Source organism: Micromonospora sp. NPDC003944 (assembly GCF_053605225.1).
Genome location: NZ_JBSGIV010000010.1, coordinates 1 through 17,455, shown reverse-complemented (window position 1 = coordinate 17,455; position 17,455 = coordinate 1). Strand labels below are relative to the sequence as shown.

Genomic DNA, 17,455 nt, shown 5'->3' with positions numbered 1-17,455 from the left:
GACGGTGACTCGGTGCGCACCACATGAGCGCGGTTGACGGAACAGCTACAGGAGGACTCGATGTCACAGAGCTACAGCCGGGATGACCTTGTCGCCCGCCTCGTCCGCGCCGGAGAGCTAGAGGTGTCGGGCGAGGATCAGGCCGAGGTCGACACGTACTTCGACGCGGAGAAGTTCCGGTTCCACGGACCGGACGGTTTCGAGAGCGACTACGCCGGGTTGACCGACTACTTCGCGGCGATCCGGGCGGCTTTCGACGACCGGTCGATCCGTCGCGGGATCGTGGTGGCTGAGGGCGAATACATGGCCTGCCAGACGTGGATCGAGGGCACGTTCGTCCGGGAGTTCACCCAGTCGCCGGCCGGCCCGCTGCCCCCCAACGGGCAGCGCGTCGTCTTCGACCTGCTCAACATCTTCCGCTTCGACGACCAGGGCCGCCTCGTCGAGGAATGGGTACGCACCGACTACCGCAGCTTTTTGCGCCAGCTCGGCGCCGAAGGCAGGTAAGTCCACTCCGCGTACCACCGTGTCGGCGTCGCTGGGCGCGGCTTCCTGCCAGGCGGGGAGGCCGCGCCCGGTGCGCGTTCCCGTGCCCGGCGCCACGTCGGTTCACCACCGCGAACCGAACCCCGCCGTGCCCTAGGTCAGCGCAGTTCGCGGAAGAACTCGGTGAGATCGGTGGCGAGCAGTTCCGGCTCCTCATGCGCGGCGAAGTGCCCCCCGCGCGGCATCTTCGTGTAGCGGGTGAGCCGGTATGTGCGCTCGACCCAGCTACGCGGCGGTCGGGTCAGGTCGTGCGGAAACACGGCGATGCCGGTCGGCACCTCCACCCGCTGCCAGGAGTCGCGACCGAAGAGGTGGTACTCGACGTACGGCCGAAACGACGTGGCGATCGTGTTGGTGAGCCAGTAGAGGCTGACCTGGGTGAGTAGCTCGTCGTCGGTGAACGCGGCCGACAGGTCGCCGCCGCAGTCGGTCCACGCCCGGTACTTCTCCACGATCCACGCCAACAGCCCGGCCGGTGAGTCACTGAGCCCGTGCGCGAGCGTCAGCGGCCGGGTCTGCTGTTGGTGTTGGTATCCGCCCTCTTCGGTGTTCCACCGCGCCATCTGGGCCAGGTGAGCGTGCTCCTCGTCGCTGAGGAGCTCGCCCGGATCGATGGGCGGGTTCATCGCGGCCAGTACGTGCACGCCGACCACGGCCTCCGGGTGTGCGGCGGCAAGCCGGCTGCTCACACCTGCGCCCAGGTCGCCGCCGTGCGCGCCGTAGCGCTCGTACCCGAGAACTTCGGTCATCAGGGTGTGCCACAACTCGTGTGTGGCGGGCTCCGCGGGCCACCCCGGTCGAGGCTCGGAGAAGGCGAACCCGGGCAACGACGGGATCACCACGTCGAACGAGTCAGCCGGGTCGCCGCCGTACCGGCTGGGGTTGGCGAGTCGATCACCCAGCCGCGTCAGCTCCAGGAACGTGCTGGGCCAGCCGTGGGTGAGCACGATCGGCATCGGCCGAGCGCCCTCACCGCGAAGCCGCACCAGGTGCACGCGCGCGGCACCGATGTCCACGGTGAACTGTGGGAGCGCATTGATCGCCGCCTCCTGGGCGCGCCAGTCGAAGCCGTCAGCCCAGTACCTCAGCAGACGTGCCACGGTGGCCGGCTCGGCGCCGGCGGACCAGCCGGGTGCCGGGATTGACGCGGGCGGCCGGGTGGCACCCAGACGTCGCCGGAGATCCTTCAGCTCCTGCTCATCGACGTGCAGCGTGAACGGCTCCAGCCTGGCGTCTGACATCGCTGCACGATAGCACCGGTGTCGATCTTGAGGACGTGAACGCCCGGTTCAGGTGGCGCGGCTGTCGTACGTCGTGCGGTTGGCGAAGACGTCATCCATGTGCGTTTCGGCCCAGGCCTTCAGCCCGCGCATCGTCTGGTGCAGGGAGAGGCCGAGGGCGGTCAGCTCGTAGGTGACCGTGACCGGCACTGTCGGCGTCGCGGTGCGGATGATCAAGCCGTCGCGTTCCAGGGATCGCAGCGTCTGAGTGAGCATCTTCTGGCTGACGCCGGCCAGCAGGCGGGACAGCTCGGAGTAGCGCATCGGCCGGGGCTCACCAGCGCAGTCGGCGCCGAACTGGTGTGAGCCGTCGCTGCCCAGTGCGGCCAGGACCAGCGCGACCCACTTGTCGGAGATCCGGTCGAGCAGGTGACGACTGGGGCATTCGGCAAAGAAGGCGTCATATCGCGTCTTGGTCTGGGCCCGCTTCTGGGCGGCCGTCATCGTTGCCATCGAGCGCTCCTGTATCCCGTGCGCACGTTACGCACTTTGAAGTGCCTACTTCTCGATAGGAAGTTACTTCCCCAGAGTGGAGCAGGAATTCGTCAGGCGCCAGCGGCGCCCGACCTCACGACGAAGAGCAGAGGTGCGAGCATGCCCACCACGTCCCTTCCCGGCGGCACCTGGCTGCTGGGAGACCTGACTGTCACCCGGTTCGGCTACGGCGCCATGCAACTCGCCGGCCCCTGGGTCATGGGTCCGCCCGCCGACCACGACGCCGCAGTCGCCGTTCTCCGGGAGGCCGTCGAACTCGGTATCACCCACATCGACACCAGCGATGCCTACGGCCCCCGCTTCACCAACCAGTTGATCCGCGAAGCGCTGCACCCCTATCCCGACTCGCTGCACGTCGTGACCAAGGTCGGCGCGACCCGCGACGAGCAGGGCGGCTGGCCGCCGGCCCGGAAGCCCGACGAGTTGCGCCGAGCCGTCCACGAGAACCTGGAGAGCCTCGGGGTCGAGGTGCTCGACCTGGTCAACCTCCGGCTCGGCAACGCCGAAGGCCTGCAACCCGGCTCGCTCGCCGAGCCGTTCGAGACGCTCGTCGAACTCCAGCAGCAGGGCCTGATCCGGCACCTCGGGGTGAGCACCGCGACTGCGGAACAGGTCGCCGAGGCGCAGGCGATCGCGCCGATCGTGTGCGTGCAGAACCTCTACAACCTTGCGTACCGCCACGACGACAAGCTGATCGACGTACTTGCGGAACAGGACATCGCCTACGTGCCCTACTTCCCGCTCGGCGGTTTCAGCCCGTTGCAGTCCGCGGCGCTCTCCACCGTCGCCACCCGGTTGGACGCGACGCCGATGTCCGTCGCCCTGGCCTGGCTGCTGCAGCGGTCGCCGAACATCCTGCTCATCCCCGGCACCTCGTCCCGGGCGCACCTGCGCGAGAACGTCGTCGGCGCGGGACTAGTGCTCACCGAGGAGGACCTCGCCGAGCTGGACAAGATCGGCGAGTGATCAGGTCTGCGAAGGGTCGCTCTCCGGTGACCCCTGACTGAGGCGTCGTCCGGCCTGGCGGCGGTAGTCAACGTAGACAACGGCCACCTGGTTCGGCGTCCGCCAAATCTGATCACTGGGCGCGAAGTCATCTCTCGGAGTCGGCCTCGCGGCGGCGGTGGCCGTCATGTCGACGATCACTACATGGCCGACTGGCGGCCGGACCACCGAACGCCGACTGATGCCGATGGAGGAAGCACCGAGATGACCGCGTCCACGACCAACAGAATTGATGCCGACGCCCCGTGCACGTCAGATCCTCGACCGTTGGACGCAGGGCCGGGGACGAAGACCAGCCTGGAACCGGCGGCATCGATACGCCTCCTTGTGGCGGCGGTGACCAGCGTCGGTGAGCGTCGACAGCCCTCGGAGATGATCGAGATCTCGCCGGTGATCGGAGTTGTGCGGATGCGTTTCGCCGACAACGCCTACGGCGACGTCGGAGCGTGGGCCGAGATGTTCGGCATGCCGCTCATCCACCGCGAGGTCGACGGCGAGCGCCGGGTGGGCAGTGAGGAGGCGGGCGTTCGGTGGGGCGGTTGGGTGCTGCACTTCTGGTGCGGGATTACCACCACCGAGCCGGAGCATCCCGACGGAGGCGGCGCGGGTGGCCGCTGGCCCGTGCACCTGATCGGGGCCCCCGACTCGACCGCCCCGCTGGAGTGGCCGCCGACCGACGGGGCCGCCGTCGCCCCCCGGACTGCCGGCCGCCGGTCCCCCCACCTCATCGACGACTCCGAAACGTTCACGCCGTTTTCGTCGCCGCCACGAATCCAGGACGCGACCCCGGGCGAGGGCAGTTGACCTCTCCTGAGCCTGCAGCAACAGGTGGCATTGCAAGGCGGCTGCGTCCCCGAACCCATGCTGCCGCTCGCCATGGTTGTCACGGAGCTGCCGCCGGCCCTGGCTGCCCGACGGCAGCGCAGCGGCCCTGACCGGGGGAACCTTTGGCCAGGGTCGCTGCTCTACTCGGTGGAGAGGTGGTGGTCAGCCAGCAGCGATGATCTTCCACTGCTGGTTGTTGCTGTTGCTGTCGGTGTACTGCGCCAGGGTGGCACCGTTGCTGCTGTTGCCCATCCCGTCGATGTACATGCCGGTGGCCCGGTTGCGGATGCGCACGTTGTTGGCGGCGGTCACGACGGTCCACTGCTGGTTGGCGCTGGTACTGCCGGCGTACTGGCCGACCGCGGCGCCGTTGGCGGTGCGGCCCATGCCGTCGAGGTAGAGGCCCGTGGTCCGGTTCTTGATCCGTACGTAGGTGCCGCTGTTCTCGATGACCCACTGCTGGTTCGTGCTGGTGCTGCTGGCCCAACCGACGGCGTTGGCGCCGTTGGTCGAGCTGCCGTTGCCGTCGACGTACAGGCTGGTGCTCGCACTCCTGATGCGGACGTACGTGCCGCCGCCGTTGCCGACGCCCCAGGAGTACTGCAGGCGTGCCAGACCCGAGGGATTCACCAGGGACAGTTGGATGTTCGCGCCGCTGCCGCTCTTGCTGGTCATGCTGTACCAGTCACCGTCGCGCAGGCCAGGCCAGAACACGCTGCCCATCGAGTTGTTGCGCAGGTGGCTGCTCACGCCCCGCAGGTAGTCGGCGAAGAACGATCCGCTGGGAATGCTGTAGTCGATCGGGTCGTACGTGACGCCGTCCTTGACGCCCTGCCGCATGGGACCGCCCCACTCGGTGGCGACGGTGCGGCTCGCGTACGGCCCGATGTAGCCAGCGATGTGGTTCGCCCAGGACGTCTCGTCCTCCAGCGGCGGGGTCACGTTCATCGAGTAGTCGTGCACGGCCAGCAGGGTCCCGTTGAGACGGGTGTCGTTGCCGACCACCACCACGTTCTGGGCGAACCCGGTGCCGTCGAGCATCACTCGACCGCGGGGCACGCTCGGGTACCTGTTCAACCAGGTGTTGTACATGTTGTTCAGGTCGGTGGCGTTGTAGCCCCAGGGCTCGTTGATCACCTCGAAGTAGGCATTCGGGTTGCTGCCGTACTTCGCCACGACCGTGTCCCACATCTGGTGGAACGCGGTCATGTTCGACGGACGACCGCCACTGTGCGCCCAGTAGGCCAGGATCACCTTGCCCTTGGTGAGCGCGTTGTCGATGGCGCCGGTGTACGTCCCCCAGTAGCTGGACACCGTCGGCTCGTTGATCGGCATCCGCACGGTGTTGGCACCGGTGATCGAGTACATCTGGCCGACGACCCGGTTGGCCACCGTCGAGGCCGACGCGTACGTGTCGGACGAACTCAGCCCGGAGATGTAGAGCACCCCGTTGACGAAGTTGTCCCGCGAGTCGGCCCAGTTCACACCCCGGAACTGGTTGGTGGCTGCCTCAGCGCGACTCGGGCTGGAGGCCACCACGCCCGCGGTGGCGAGCACCGACGCGACGACCATCCACAGTGCCGTGAGGGCGGCACCGCGAGATCTGCCGCGACCTGAAGATCTCATAGACCGGTCTCCTTGTCTCAGACGTTACAGAGTTAACAGACTTGAACCAGAACGAACATAACACGTACACAGAGGTTCAGAAACGATCAGATTCGCGCTGAAGCTGATCGATTGCGCTACCCGGGCGGCTGATGGTCCCGCCGCCCCGGACGGCCGGCGGGTTTGACCTCGGGCAACGGGGCGTGGGGGAGGACCACGGAGCGTGGCACGGCATCCAGGCGCGCACGCACGGCCCGGCGGAGTGCTCACGCCGGGTGTGTCATCAGCGGTCAGGCGGCGGGCTGTGCCGCACTCAGGTCGGGTCCTCTGCGCCGTCGACAGTGTGTCGCCGGCTCGGCATTGGCGTGCCCGTCAACGCGCGGCGGCGTCCGCGCCCTGTTCCCGCGGTGACGTGCTCGACTGGCGTACCCGAAGGTTCGGGCTGATCACGACCCGGTGCGCGGGACGGTCCGGGTCGACGAGCCGGTCAGCGACCAGCCGTACGGCGGCCCGGCCGATCGAACGCCGAGGTGGACGCACCGCGGTCAACGGAGGGCTGAACAAACCGGCCACCTCGTCGTCGTAGGCGACGATGGACAGGTCGTCCGGCACGGTGATCTGCCGCTCCTCGCAGCGCTGCACGAGCCTGATCGCCACCGCGTCGGCATGCACCAACAGGGCGGTCGTGCGCGTGGCCTGACACTGGTCCAGAACACCGTCGAGAATCGCGTCCTGCTCGGGTGTGTGTGCGTCGGGAACCAGAACCTCGACGGTGCTGCTCGCATCCACACCGCACTCCATCGCCGCGTCGAGCCAACCCCGACGGATGTGCGGATGGGTGGGGCTCTTGGCATCCAGCACCAGGCCGACCCTGCGGTGACCGAGGGAGACGAGGTGTCGTACCGCCATGCCGGCGCCGAGTGCGTGGTCGGTCACCACCGACTCCATGACGGCGTGCTCGGAGCCGACCAGTGCGCTGCGTTCGAGCAGCACGACCGGCACACCGATCTGGTCGAGCCACTCAAGGGTCTGCTCCACGGTCGGTGCGTCCATCCGTGGCGCGATGATCAGACCGTCGACGCCCGTCTGCTCCACCAGGCGTGTGAGCTGCGGCTTGTCGTCCTCGGTGTCGTACGAGGAACCGCGCAGCACGATGCGCATGTCGAACTCCCGCGCGGCCTCCTCGGCGCCTCGCGCCACCTCCGGCCAGTAGTAGTCCAACGAGGGAACGAGCATGCCGAGAGTGCGTCCGCCCAGCGAGTCCAGGGCGGCGCGGGGCGATTCGTCGGTCGCGGGGACGTCGTCCGGCGTGATCAGGGCGACCCCACCATGCACCCGCCGCACGAGACCTTCGGCGGCGAGCTGGGCGATGTCGCGGCGGATCGTTACCGGTGCGGCACCGAGTGCCTCGGACAGATCCGATATGCGCATGGCGCCGTCGCGCTGGAGTGCCTCCAGCAATTGCTGGCGACGGGCGACCTGCAGCGGCCCGCGCACCTCCGGCAGGCTGTCGTTACTTGCCTTGGTCATCGGGGCACCTCCGAGGAACGCTGCGCGGACGGGCTCCCGCACCGTCGACCAACGCCGGTGGCGTCGGCCCTGCGCTGCTAATCGCGAGCCAGAGCGAATCTGAACGTTTGTGAACGTATCAGATCGATTTCTTCTTCACGAGACCGCCGCCCCGCTGATGGTCGCCGACGCCCTTGTCGTAGATGCCCGATATGGCCGCTCTCCGACGAGCGGTCGTGATCGGCTCTGATTGTATCTGGTCAGTTTGGCCGACTGAGGCATTGAATCGATCAGTTGTGAGCGGTTTACTTTCGAAACCTGATCGTCGCCCGTGCGTAACGGACCCTAGCGACCTGGCGGGCCTTCCGGCAGCCGGGGGACTAATCGATGTGACAGGAGCACGATGACGCCCCCCGCAACTGCCCCCCTGAACCCGGCGACAGCCGCACGCCCCACGGTCTCCGCACCGTGGGGCCGTGGTGACTGGGTTGCCCTCGCCGACCGGATGCTCCGGGCCGCGCGGTCGTACGCGTCCCCCGACCACGCGCTGATCACCTTGCCCGGCCCGGAAGGTGGCTACGGACGAGCCGTCGACGGACTGGAGGGCTTCGCCCGGACGCTTGTCCTGGCAGGCTTCCGGATCGCCGGCGAGCGCGGCAGCGGCCTCGACGACCTCACCGACTGGTACGCGGCCGGGATCGCTGCGGGCACCGATCCCACCTCGGCCCACCGCTGGCCACGGCTCGACGAGCACCCCCAGGCGAAAGTGGAGGCGGCCTCGCTCGCCCTGGCCCTCGACATGACCCGCCCCTGGCTGTGGGACCGCCTTTCCGAGCGCGCGCGGGAACAGGTAGTCGACTACCTGGCCCCGGCGGTGGGCGACGACACGTACCCGCGGATCAACTGGGTCTGGTTCCGGTTGGTCGTGCAGACCTTCCTGCGGTCCGTCGGGGGTCCGTTCTCGATCGGCGAGATGGCCGAGGACCTCGCCACCCACGACAGCTTCGTCCGCCCCGACGGCTGGCTGTCCGATGGTCCCGAGCGGTCCTACGACCACTACGTCGGCTGGGCCCTGCACCTCTACCCGACCCTGTGGTCCCGGATGTCCGGCGCTGCCGACCTCGCCGCCGACCGCCGCGAGCGCGACCGCGCCGGGCTCGACCGGTTCCTGGAGGACGCGATAACCCTGATCGGCGCCGATGGCTCTCCGCTCATCCAGGGTCGCAGTCTGATCTACCGGTTCGCCGCGGCCGCGCCGTTCTGGGTGGGCGTCATGGCCGAGGTGCCCTCCCTCAGTGTCGGCCAGTTGCGCCGGGCCGCCACCAGCGTCGTCGGTCATTTCGTGGCACACGGCTCACCTGACGCCGACGACCTGCTGACCCTCGGCTGGCACCGCCCGTGGCCCCGGCTCGCACAGCACTACTCCGGTCCGGGCTCTCCGTACTGGGCCAGCAAAGGACTGCTCGGCATCGCGTTGCCCGCGGACCACCCGGTGTGGACCGCGCCGGAGGAACCACTGCCGATCGAGAATCGCGACACCGTACGAGCCGTCCGCGCCCCGGGCTGGGTGATCTCGGCTACCCGCGCGGACGGGATCGTCCGCGTGACGAACCACGGCACCGATCACGCCGTCGAAGGTGACTCCGACGGAGACTCGCCGCTCTACGCCCGCCTCGGCTACTGCACGGTGACGAGCCCGGTCCTCGCCGAGGCCGGCTGGCTCACCCCACTCGACCAGTCGGTGACGTTGGTGGACCAGGCCGGACGTGCCACCCACCGTGCCGGGTTCCGTTCGCTGGGCGCTCGCGTTGACAGCACGGGAGTCGGGGTGGCGGGATCGCGCGCCCTGGCGCACTGGCTCGAACCCAGCGCGGGTCAACGCGATCACGGCAGTGGCCGTACCGGCCGGTCCTGGCCGGCGGGTCACCTGACGGTCTGGTCGCTGGTGCGCGGGCCCTGGGAGCTGCGCCTGACGCGCATCGACGACATCGTGGACGGCGTCGACGCGACGGCGCTGCGGCTGGTCGTGGGCGGTTGGGCGATACCGGGAGAGGCGACGGTCAGCGCTCCGGGCATGGTCACCGTGACCGGTCGGGGCCTGACGAGCCGGGTGGTGAGCATCCACGGAGCCGGGTCTGCCGCCGTGACCGAGGTGGCGGACGGCGGTCCGCTGGGCGGACCGCTGACGGTGCCCTGGGTGGAACATCCAGCCCGGGTCGGCGCGTGGACCGCCACCCTGATCGAGCTGTCGGCGACAGGCGTGACCGTCGCTCACCGGCGGCCGTGCCGGGCCGTCGTGGACGACGGCGCCGGCAACCTCCGCGCGCTGGTCGACTGGCCCGACGGAGTCACCACCGACAGTGATCTGGGCAATGACCTGCCGAGCCCATCGGCCTGGCAGCAGCAGGGGCCTTCGGGCCCATGACGATTACAAGGAGAGGTATGAAGCGTACGACTACGGCCGTCATCGGTGCCGCGACCGCTTTGACGCTTGCCCTCGCGGGATGTGGTGGCGATGACGAGCCGGCGGACCCGAACGCGCCGGTGACGATCACCCTGGGCGCCTGGAGCCTGGCGTCCACACCCGAGTTCAAGGCGCTCGCCGACGGGTTCAAGGTCGGTCACCCCAACGTGACAGTCGAACTCAAGGAGTACGACGCCCCCAACTACGACACCCAGATGACGGCGGACCTCGCGGCGGGCACCGCGCCCGACGTCTACGTCCTGAAGAACCTGAAGAACTTCTACACCTACCAGAGCGGCGCCCAACTGCTCGACGTCTCCGACGCCGCGGCAGACCTCAAGTCCGTCCCGGCAGTCTCGTCCTACCAGGTCGACGGCAAGACGTACGCGATTCCGTACCGGCAGGACCTGTGGGTGCTCTACTACAACAAGGACCTGTTCGCCAAGGCGAAGGTGCCGCTGCCGGACGGCAGTTGGACCTGGGACGACTACGTCACCACCGCGCAGAGCCTCACGACCGGCTTGAAGGCGGCCGGCGCCACCACCGTGACCGGGGCCTACCAACACGTGTGGCAGTCGCCCGTGCAGGGCTTCGCCCTCGCCCAGACGCCCGGCGCCGACCTGCTCTCCGGCGACTTCGGCTACATGAAGCCGTACTACCAGCGATCACTCACCCTGCAGTCCGCCGGGGCGCAGCCGTCGTTCGGCACCGCGAACACCAACAAGCTCACCTACCAGGCGCAGTTCGGAAAGCAGCAGTCCGCGATGCTGCTCATGGGCACCTGGTACGTCGCGACGCTGCTCAACCAGCGCAAGAGCGGCGACGCCGACACCTTCGGATGGGGTCTCGCGCCGGCTCCGCAGTTTGACAAGTCCACCACCGGCACCTCCGCCACCCCGGTCAGCTTCGGCGATCCGACCGGTATGGGGATCAACCCGAAGATCAGCAAGGCGAAGACCGCCGCCGCGATGGACTTCCTCAGCTACATCGCGAGCGAGGACGCCGCCAAGACGCTGGCGGGCATCGGCAGCACCCCCGCCACGATCTCCGACGCGGTGACCAAGACGATCTTCGCACTCGACGGCGTGCCACAGGACGACCTGTCGAAGTTCACGTTCGGCAAGCACACGATCAAGCCGGAAAACCCGGTCTCGAAGCACACCACCGCCCTGCAGAACCTGCTCAACGACATGCACACGGCCGTTCTGTCGAACAGCAAGGGCCTCGACGAGGCCATCAACGAGTCGCAGAAGCGCGCCAAGAACGAGGTCCTCAAACAGTGACCGGGCCGACGCCGCGTCGCTGATATCCAGCGGGTCCGGTGCCGCACCCCCTCGGCACCGGACCCGCCCCCTTTAGCAGAACCCGCCCTCGGAGACTCTCTATGGCAACGATGCCGCGGACGCGGCCCAGAAACCGGCAGCTGGTATGGCGCAACACGATGACCGGCTGGTCTTTCATCCTGCCGAACTTCATCGGCTTCGCCGCCCTCACCCTCGTACCGGTCGCCGTGCTGTTCTACATGTCCTTCACGAACTGGAACGTGTTCGGCGTGGCCGATTGGACCGGTACCGCGAACATCCGCCGCATGTGGGGCGACACCAGCTTCTGGACCGCCCTGAAGAACACCGTCTACTACTCGGTCTTCCACATCCCGCTGACCATGGCCGCAGCCCTCGGGCTCGCGCTGCTGCTCAACCAGAGGCTACGCGGCGTCCGGTTTTTCCGTACCGTCGCGTTCTTCCCCTACATCACCTCGATCGTGACGATCGCCGTGGTGTGGAACCAGCTGTTCAGCCCGGAGTACGGGCCGGTGAACGCCTTCCTGCGCACGGTCGGCGTCGACAACCCGCCCGGGTGGACCACGTCCGCGGACTGGTCGATGCCGGCGGTCATCATCGTCGGCACGTGGCGGGAGATGGGTTACTACATGCTGCTGTTCCTGGCGGGACTGCAGACCATTCCCGCGCAGCTCTACGAGGCCGCGAAGATCGACGGCGCCGACCGGTGGCAGAGCTTCACGAACGTGACACTGCCAGGGCTGCGGCACACCACGTTCTTCGTCACCGTGATGCTGACCATCGGCAGCTTCAAGGTGTTCGACCTCATCCTCGTGATGACCGAGGGCGGCCCCGGGCAGTCCACGCTGGTGCTGTCGCAGTACATCTACCAGAAGGGCTTCGTGGAGAACCAGTTCGGTTACGCGTCGGCGGTCTCCGTGGTGCTCTTCGCCATCTGCTTCGGAATCACGATCATCCAATTCGCGATCAACAGGCGGAGGGACAGCTGATGACCACGACGAGGCTGCGCGTGCCCACCCCTGTCATCAACGAGCCTGTCGGCATCGAGAGGCGCGACGGCCGAATATCGTCACGGCGCTGGCGGTACGTCGGACACGCTGCGCTCGTTGTCCTCGCCGCCGCGATCCTGCTGCCGTTCTACTGGATGGTGGTTGCCTCGCTGAAGGCGAACAACGACGTCTTCACGATCCCGATCACCTGGCTGCCCGACCCGGTGGTGTGGCGGAACTACCTCGACATCTGGCAGCGCTCGGACCTGACGACGTGGTTGGGGAACACGCTGCTTCTCTCCGTCGTCGTCACCGGCCTGCAGGTGTTCACCGGCAGCGTGGCCGCGTACGGCTTCGCGAAGGTCCGCTTTCCCGGTCGCAACGTGTTGTTCCTGCTCTACATCGGCACCATCGCCGTGCCCTGGCAGGCGTACATGATCCCGCAGTTCATCCTCATGTCGAAGCTGCACCTGTCCAACACCCTGTGGTCCATCATCGCCCTGCAGGCGTTCGGCGCGTTCGGTGTCTTCCTCATGAAGCAGTTCTACGAAACGATCCCCGAGGAGTTGAGCGAGTCGGCCCGCATCGACGGGCTCACCGAGTTCGGCATCTACCGGCGCATCATGCTGCCGTTGTCCCGGCCGGCCCTGGCCAGCCTGGCCCTGCTCACCTTCGTCACCGCCTGGAACGACTACCTCGGCCCACTGATCTACCTGCGCAGCCCGGAACTCCGCACGATCCAGCTGGGGTTGCGCACGTTCATCTCCCAGTACAACGCCGAGTACGCGTTGATCATGACGGGTTCGGTGCTGGCCGTGCTGCCGGTGGCCGTCATCTTCCTACTCGGGCAGCGCTACTTCGTCGAGGGCATCGCGAGCACCGGACTGAAGGGCTGAGCCGACCCATGCGCCTGCGCCACCGCACCATCGCCGCCGCCGTCGACGGCGTCCACGCCGCGCTCGTCACCAACATGCTCCTCCTGCTCGGCGCCCTGCCCATCGTCATCCTCCTGTTCACCACCGAGGCGGTGCGGGCCTGGCCGCTGTACGCGCTGGTCGCGCCCCTGTGCGCTCCGGCGCTGTGCGGCGTCTTCGCGGTCATGTCCAGCTACTCGGCAGGTGGCTCCGGTGGCGTCGTGCGTACCTTCGCGCACGCCTGGCGGGCCACGGCCCGCCCGGCGATGCTCTGGGGTGCGTCGACCACCATGGTCCTGGTCGTCCTGGCCGTCGACGCCCGCGCCCTGTGGGGGCACCGGGCCGGCGCGCTCGCGCTGCCGGTCCTCGCCGTCCTGGCCGTGCTCACCATCGCCACGGCGCTGCTCGGGCTGGTGGCGATCGCCGAGCGACCCGCCGCCCGGCTGCGGGACATCGCCCGCGCATGCCTGTACCTGGCGGTCCGACGGTGGTACCTCACCGCCGTGTCACTGACGACCCTGGCCCTGCTCGGGCAGTTCATCGTGGCCCGACCTGCCATCGCGCTCGGCGTGGCGGCAACACCCCTGTTGTACGTCGTCTGGGCCAACAGTCGATTCACGCTCCGTGTCGCCCTCGACCTACCGCTGACCACGCCCCGGACATCCTGAACCGACGACGACCACGCTCCGCACACCTGCGGAGCCGTGCCCGCCCGGCACCTGCCCGGACTTCACGAGGAGAACGAGACCCATGACGGCGATCGAGGTCCGCCCCAGCCCTGACGCCGAGGCGGTGACGGCCGCCCTGGCCGCCGCCCTGCGTACCATCGACGCGAACATCGAGTCCTTCGGCGACCGGTACCCGGCCGACACGACCGCCGGTAACCGGTACCCGATGCGCCTGCCGGCGGCGGGCCAACCAGCGGGCGCGAACGTGGGCTGGACCACGAGCTTCTGGCCCGGGATGCTCTGGCTGGCCCACGACCTGAGCGGCGAGGAGCGCTACCGACAGGCCGCCGTGTCGCACGTGGACAGCTTCGCGGCGCGGGTCGCCGACGGCATCGACCTGAACACCCACGACCTCGGTTTCCTCTACACCCTCTCCTGCGTCACCCCGGCGCGGCGCACCAATGACCAGCGCGCTCGCGACGCCGCGCTGGCCGCCGCCGACCACCTGATGACCCGCTTCCTCGAACCGGCCGGGATCATCCAGGCGTGGGGCGACCTGAACGACCCGCGCCAGCGGGGGCGCACGATCATCGACAGCCTGATGAACACCCCCCTGCTTTTCTGGGCCAGCAGCACCACCGGCGACGAGCGGTACGCCGCCGCGGCCCGGCGGCACACCACCCAACTGCGCGAGCACATCCTGCGACCCGACGGCACGACGTTCCACACCTTCTACTGGGACCCGGCCACGGGTGCGCCGCTGCACGGGGAGACCGAACAGGGCCACGCCGACCACTCCTGCTGGGCGCGCGGTCAGGCGTGGGGCATCTACGGGTTCAGCATCAACCACCGGCACACCGGCGATCCGGCGCTCCTCGTGGCGGCGCAGACCTGCGCCGACTACTTCCTGGCACACCTGCCCGTCGACCACGTCGCCTACTGGGATCTGGAGTTCGGTGACGGCAGTGGCCAGGAGCGGGACAGTTCCGCCGCGGCTATCGCCGCCTGCGGCCTGGTCGAGCTTGCCGACCACCTCGCCGACACCGCCCTGGCGCAGCACTACCGTGACGCCGCCACCCGCATCCTGGGCTCCCTCATCGACCGGTACTCGACGGCCGGCCATCCGGACGCCAATGCGCTGATCCTGCACGGCGTCTACGACAAGCCGAAGGGCATCGGCGTCGACGAGGGCACCCTGTGGGGTGACTACTTCTACCTCGAAGCCCTCGTCCGCGCCACGGCCCCGGGCTGGACCAGCCCCTGGTGACGACCGTTGCGCGCCCCGATCCGTACCCACTCACCCGGAAGGCGTCCATGGACCACCGCTACCACTGCATCATCTCCGCCGACGCGGGCCGTAACACGCTGCCCCACAATCCCTGCCGACTGTTGGACTTCACACTGCTGTCGCTCGGTGCGGGTGAATCCTGGGCCGGCGAGTCCGGCGACCGGGAGATCCTCGCCGTCATCCTCGGCGGCACCGCGACCTTCACCGTCGCCGGTCACCGCTTCCCCGAGGTCGGCGGACGCCCGGACGTCTTCTCCGGCAAGCCACACGCGGTGTACATCCCGGCCGGAGCCACGGTCACCGTCGACGCCGTCAGCCCCGTGCAGGTCGCGCTGCCCAGCGCGCCCAGCGACCTCGTCACCGAGCCCTACGTCATCGCCCCGGAGAAGGTCGCCACCGGTCGCTGGGGCGCGGCCAACTTCGGCCGCGAGTACCACCAGATCCTCACCGAGGTCGCCCAGCCGGATCTGCCGGCCCACCGCCTCATCGTCGGTGAGACCTACACGCCGTCCGGCAACTGGAGCACCTACCCACCCCACCGCCACAGGGTCGACGACCTGCCCGCGGAGGCCGCACACGAGGAGATGTACTACTACCGCGTCAACCCCGGGGACGGATTCGGCATCAGCCGGGTCTACACCGACGAGGGGTACGAGGAGAACGTCACCATCCGCGATCACGTCATGCAGATGATGCCGGAGGGCTATCACACGGTGGTCAGCGCGCCCGGCTACACCACGTACTTCCTCTGGTTCCTCGCGGGAACCCAGCGCACCCAGGGCGCCCGGGAGGACGCGGCGCTGGCCTGGGTCGGGCAGACCGTCCCCACCCTGCGCCGGATGGGGCTCTAGCGATGACGCTGGACAGCTTCCGACTCGACGGCCGCGTCGCCCTCGTCACCGGCGGCAACCGCGGCATCGGCCAGGCCATCGCCGTCGCGCTGGCCGAGGCTGGAGCCGACATCGCCCTGCTGAGCCGGAGCGAGCCGACGAGCACCGCAGTCCGGATCGAGCAACTGGGCCGACGCGTGGTCGTCGTCCCCGGCGACCTGGCCACCGTCGGTCCCGACGACATCGGCCGGACCGTCGACGCGGTGATTGCTGGCCTCGGCCGGCTGGACATCCTGGTCAACAACGCCGGCATCATCCGCCGTGCGGACGCCGTCACACACGCTCGCGACGACTGGGCCGCGGTGCTCCGCGTCAACCTCGACGCGGTGTTCCACCTGTCGCAGACGGCGGGACGGGTGATGCTCGATCAGGGACACGGAAAGATCATCAATCTGGCGTCGATGCTGTCGTACCAGGGGGGCATCAGGGTGCCGTCGTACACCGCCGCCAAGCACGCTGTCGTCGGCCTGACCCGGGCCCTGGCAAACGAATGGGCGCAGCACGGGGTGAACGTCAACGCGATCGCCCCCGGTTACATCGCCACCGACATCACCTCCGCGCTTCGCGCCGACCCGGACCGGGAGCGCGCGATCCGGGACCGCATTCCCGCCGGCCGGGCTGTGGTGGTGACGGGGGACCGTCACCACCACAGCCCGGATCACTCAGGCGCGTGACCACTCCATACTGGTCGCGGAGCTGCACGTACGCTGCTCAAGCGCGGCACCGAGGGCGGTGGACCCACCGACGACACCCAGGCACTTGTTGCTGTTGACGTTCACCAGGTTGTAGTAGCCGCTGCCGGTCGATCGCCAGGTGAACGACTGGTTCAGGCCCTCGTGGCAGGTGTACTGGATGATCTGGGCGCCGTCGGCGACGGAGGCGTTCGCGACGTCGACGCACTTGCCGCTGTGCACGCTCTGCAGTCGCACCGCGCCGTTGCCGGCGTCGAGGTAGCGCCACTGCTGCCAGGCCGAGCCGTTGCCGGTCCACTGACCGATCACGGCGAGGTCGTTGAGATTGGGTTGCTGGACGTCGATGACCTGCCCGCTGTTGCGGTTGGTGATCCGGTACGCCGTCGGGGCGCTGCCGCCGGTGAACTGCCACCAGTTGAGGTTGAACAGGTTGCCGCTGCCACCGGCGAAGCGCAGGTACAGGTCACGGGTGCCGCTCGCACCGCTCACGGCGCAGGTGGTGCTGGTCCAACTCTGCCAGCCACCGGTGCCACCGACGGTGCAGGTCCCCACGACCGGGCCGGTGGCGCTGTCGAGGCGTACCTCGATGCGGCCGCCGCTGGTGGCCGAGGCCACCCGCGCGGTGAACGAGGACGCGCCCGCGCCGAACGCGACACCCTTGACCTTGATGTAGTCGCCGTTTCCGATCGAGCTGACGTTCATTCCGCCCTCGCTGGACGGTTCGGTCTCGATGCCTGAGCCCCAGGCGATCGTCTCCGCCTCCTGCCGAACGTACGGGTTCAACGTGCCGATCTGCGGCGCGCCGGTCGTGGTCATGTTGATTGTCGGGAACGTGCCGTTGGCGTTGTAGCTGAACTTCTCCACCGCCACCGACCGGGTGAAACCACCGCCGCCGGGCAGCGCCCCGTTGTGGTAGAAGAAGTACGAGCCGCCCTGGAAGTCGATCACGCCGGCGTGGTTGGTGAAACTCGCGCCCTGCCGCGG

At 68.5% G+C, this 17,455-nt stretch carries 16 protein-coding genes; 11 read left to right on the top strand and 5 right to left on the bottom strand.

Annotated elements, in window-relative coordinates:
* Positions 1 to 60 precede the first annotated feature (60 nt).
* Positions 61 to 507: an ester cyclase gene (locus ACWER9_RS07270; protein ID WP_452300959.1), complete on the top strand. Its 447-nt coding sequence runs from the start codon at positions 61 to 63 to the stop codon at positions 505 to 507.
* 137 nt (positions 508 to 644) lie between these two features.
* On the opposite strand, the gene ACWER9_RS07265 is transcribed toward ACWER9_RS07270, so the two are convergent.
* Both ACWER9_RS07265 and ACWER9_RS07260 read right to left on the bottom strand, forming a co-directional pair.
* Entirely contained in the window at positions 645 to 1,787 is a 1,143-nt protein-coding gene (locus ACWER9_RS07265; protein ID WP_452300958.1) for an epoxide hydrolase family protein, read from the bottom strand.
* Positions 1,788 to 1,835: 48 nt separating this feature from the next.
* A complete protein-coding gene (locus tag ACWER9_RS07260; protein WP_452300957.1) occupies positions 1,836 to 2,279 on the bottom strand; it encodes a winged helix-turn-helix transcriptional regulator in 444 nt (147 codons plus the stop codon).
* A gap of 141 nt (positions 2,280 to 2,420) precedes the next feature.
* Here ACWER9_RS07260 and ACWER9_RS07255 point away from each other — a divergent pair, with 141 nt between their 5' ends.
* Positions 2,421 to 3,287 carry an aldo/keto reductase family oxidoreductase gene (locus ACWER9_RS07255; protein ID WP_452300956.1) on the top strand — a complete coding sequence of 289 codons (867 nt, stop codon included), beginning with the start codon at positions 2,421 to 2,423 and terminating at the stop codon, positions 3,285 to 3,287.
* Between the two features lie 306 nt (positions 3,288 to 3,593).
* Positions 3,594 to 4,130, top strand: a complete 537-nt coding sequence (locus ACWER9_RS07250; protein WP_452300955.1) for a hypothetical protein — start codon at positions 3,594 to 3,596, stop codon at positions 4,128 to 4,130.
* A gap of 183 nt (positions 4,131 to 4,313) precedes the next feature.
* Here the strand turns inward: ACWER9_RS07250 and ACWER9_RS07245 are convergent, their stop codons facing one another.
* Both ACWER9_RS07245 and ACWER9_RS07240 read right to left on the bottom strand, forming a co-directional pair.
* A complete protein-coding gene (locus tag ACWER9_RS07245; RefSeq protein WP_452300954.1) occupies positions 4,314 to 5,777 on the bottom strand; it encodes an RICIN domain-containing protein in 1,464 nt (487 codons plus the stop codon).
* Between the two features lie 351 nt (positions 5,778 to 6,128).
* Positions 6,129 to 7,286: a substrate-binding domain-containing protein gene (locus ACWER9_RS07240; RefSeq protein ID WP_452300953.1), complete on the bottom strand. Its 1,158-nt coding sequence runs from the start codon at positions 7,284 to 7,286 to the stop codon at positions 6,129 to 6,131.
* Between the two features lie 382 nt (positions 7,287 to 7,668).
* Between ACWER9_RS07240 and ACWER9_RS07235 the strand changes: the two genes are divergently transcribed.
* The 8 genes from ACWER9_RS07235 (at position 7,669) to ACWER9_RS07200 (ending at position 16,453) form a co-directional block, all read left to right on the top strand.
* The gene (locus tag ACWER9_RS07235; RefSeq protein ID WP_452300952.1) at positions 7,669 to 9,690 is read left to right on the top strand and encodes a DUF2264 domain-containing protein; all 2,022 of its coding nucleotides are present in this window, start codon (positions 7,669 to 7,671) and stop codon (positions 9,688 to 9,690) included.
* A gap of 17 nt (positions 9,691 to 9,707) precedes the next feature.
* Positions 9,708 to 11,012 (top strand): ABC transporter substrate-binding protein, encoded by a 1,305-nt coding sequence (locus ACWER9_RS07230; protein WP_452300951.1) that lies wholly within the window; start codon positions 9,708 to 9,710, stop codon positions 11,010 to 11,012.
* A gap of 158 nt (positions 11,013 to 11,170) precedes the next feature.
* Entirely contained in the window at positions 11,171 to 12,019 is an 849-nt protein-coding gene (locus ACWER9_RS07225; RefSeq protein ID WP_452300950.1) for a carbohydrate ABC transporter permease, read from the top strand.
* Positions 12,019 to 12,915 (top strand): carbohydrate ABC transporter permease, encoded by an 897-nt coding sequence (locus ACWER9_RS07220; protein WP_452300949.1) that lies wholly within the window; start codon positions 12,019 to 12,021, stop codon positions 12,913 to 12,915. Before ACWER9_RS07225 ends, ACWER9_RS07220 begins: the two co-directional genes overlap by 1 nt.
* Positions 12,916 to 12,923: 8 nt before the next feature.
* Positions 12,924 to 13,601, top strand: coding sequence for a hypothetical protein (locus tag ACWER9_RS07215; RefSeq protein WP_452300948.1), 678 nt, complete (start codon positions 12,924 to 12,926; stop codon positions 13,599 to 13,601).
* A gap of 82 nt (positions 13,602 to 13,683) precedes the next feature.
* On the top strand, positions 13,684 to 14,868 hold the full coding sequence (locus ACWER9_RS07210) for a glycoside hydrolase family 88 protein (RefSeq protein ID WP_452300947.1): 1,185 nt from the start codon (positions 13,684 to 13,686) through the stop codon (positions 14,866 to 14,868).
* The gene (iolB, locus tag ACWER9_RS07205) at positions 14,865 to 15,740 is read left to right on the top strand and encodes a 5-deoxy-glucuronate isomerase (protein ID WP_452300946.1); all 876 of its coding nucleotides are present in this window, start codon (positions 14,865 to 14,867) and stop codon (positions 15,738 to 15,740) included. Before ACWER9_RS07210 ends, iolB begins: the two co-directional genes overlap by 4 nt.
* Before the next feature lie 2 nt (positions 15,741 to 15,742).
* A complete protein-coding gene (locus ACWER9_RS07200) occupies positions 15,743 to 16,453 on the top strand; it encodes an SDR family NAD(P)-dependent oxidoreductase (RefSeq protein WP_452300945.1) in 711 nt (236 codons plus the stop codon).
* On the opposite strand, the gene ACWER9_RS07195 is transcribed toward ACWER9_RS07200, so the two are convergent.
* On the bottom strand, positions 16,442 to 17,455 hold a 1,014-nt coding region (locus tag ACWER9_RS07195; protein WP_452300944.1), incomplete at its 5' end, for a carbohydrate-binding protein. The genes ACWER9_RS07200 and ACWER9_RS07195 overlap by 12 nt on opposite strands.

What these genes read in the sequence shown, in the direction of transcription:
- ACWER9_RS07270 (WP_452300959.1), top strand. Translation starts at nt 61, where the DNA reads ATGTCACAGAGCTACAGCCGGGATGACCTTGTCGCCCGCCTCGTCCGC.
- ACWER9_RS07265 (WP_452300958.1), bottom strand. Translation starts at nt 1,787, where the DNA reads ATGTCAGACGCCAGGCTGGAGCCGTTCACGCTGCACGTCGATGAGCAG.
- ACWER9_RS07260 (WP_452300957.1), bottom strand. Translation starts at nt 2,279, where the DNA reads ATGGCAACGATGACGGCCGCCCAGAAGCGGGCCCAGACCAAGACGCGA.
- ACWER9_RS07255 (WP_452300956.1), top strand. Translation starts at nt 2,421, where the DNA reads ATGCCCACCACGTCCCTTCCCGGCGGCACCTGGCTGCTGGGAGACCTG.
- ACWER9_RS07245 (WP_452300954.1), bottom strand. Translation starts at nt 5,777, where the DNA reads ATGAGATCTTCAGGTCGCGGCAGATCTCGCGGTGCCGCCCTCACGGCA.
- ACWER9_RS07240 (WP_452300953.1), bottom strand. Translation starts at nt 7,286, where the DNA reads ATGACCAAGGCAAGTAACGACAGCCTGCCGGAGGTGCGCGGGCCGCTG.
- ACWER9_RS07235 (WP_452300952.1), top strand. Translation starts at nt 7,669, where the DNA reads ATGACGCCCCCCGCAACTGCCCCCCTGAACCCGGCGACAGCCGCACGC.
- ACWER9_RS07230 (WP_452300951.1), top strand. Translation starts at nt 9,708, where the DNA reads ATGAAGCGTACGACTACGGCCGTCATCGGTGCCGCGACCGCTTTGACG.
- ACWER9_RS07225 (WP_452300950.1), top strand. Translation starts at nt 11,171, where the DNA reads ATGACCGGCTGGTCTTTCATCCTGCCGAACTTCATCGGCTTCGCCGCC.
- ACWER9_RS07220 (WP_452300949.1), top strand. Translation starts at nt 12,019, where the DNA reads ATGACCACGACGAGGCTGCGCGTGCCCACCCCTGTCATCAACGAGCCT.
- ACWER9_RS07215 (WP_452300948.1), top strand. Translation starts at nt 12,924, where the DNA reads ATGCGCCTGCGCCACCGCACCATCGCCGCCGCCGTCGACGGCGTCCAC.
- ACWER9_RS07210 (WP_452300947.1), top strand. Translation starts at nt 13,684, where the DNA reads ATGACGGCGATCGAGGTCCGCCCCAGCCCTGACGCCGAGGCGGTGACG.
- ACWER9_RS07200 (WP_452300945.1), top strand. Translation starts at nt 15,743, where the DNA reads ATGACGCTGGACAGCTTCCGACTCGACGGCCGCGTCGCCCTCGTCACC.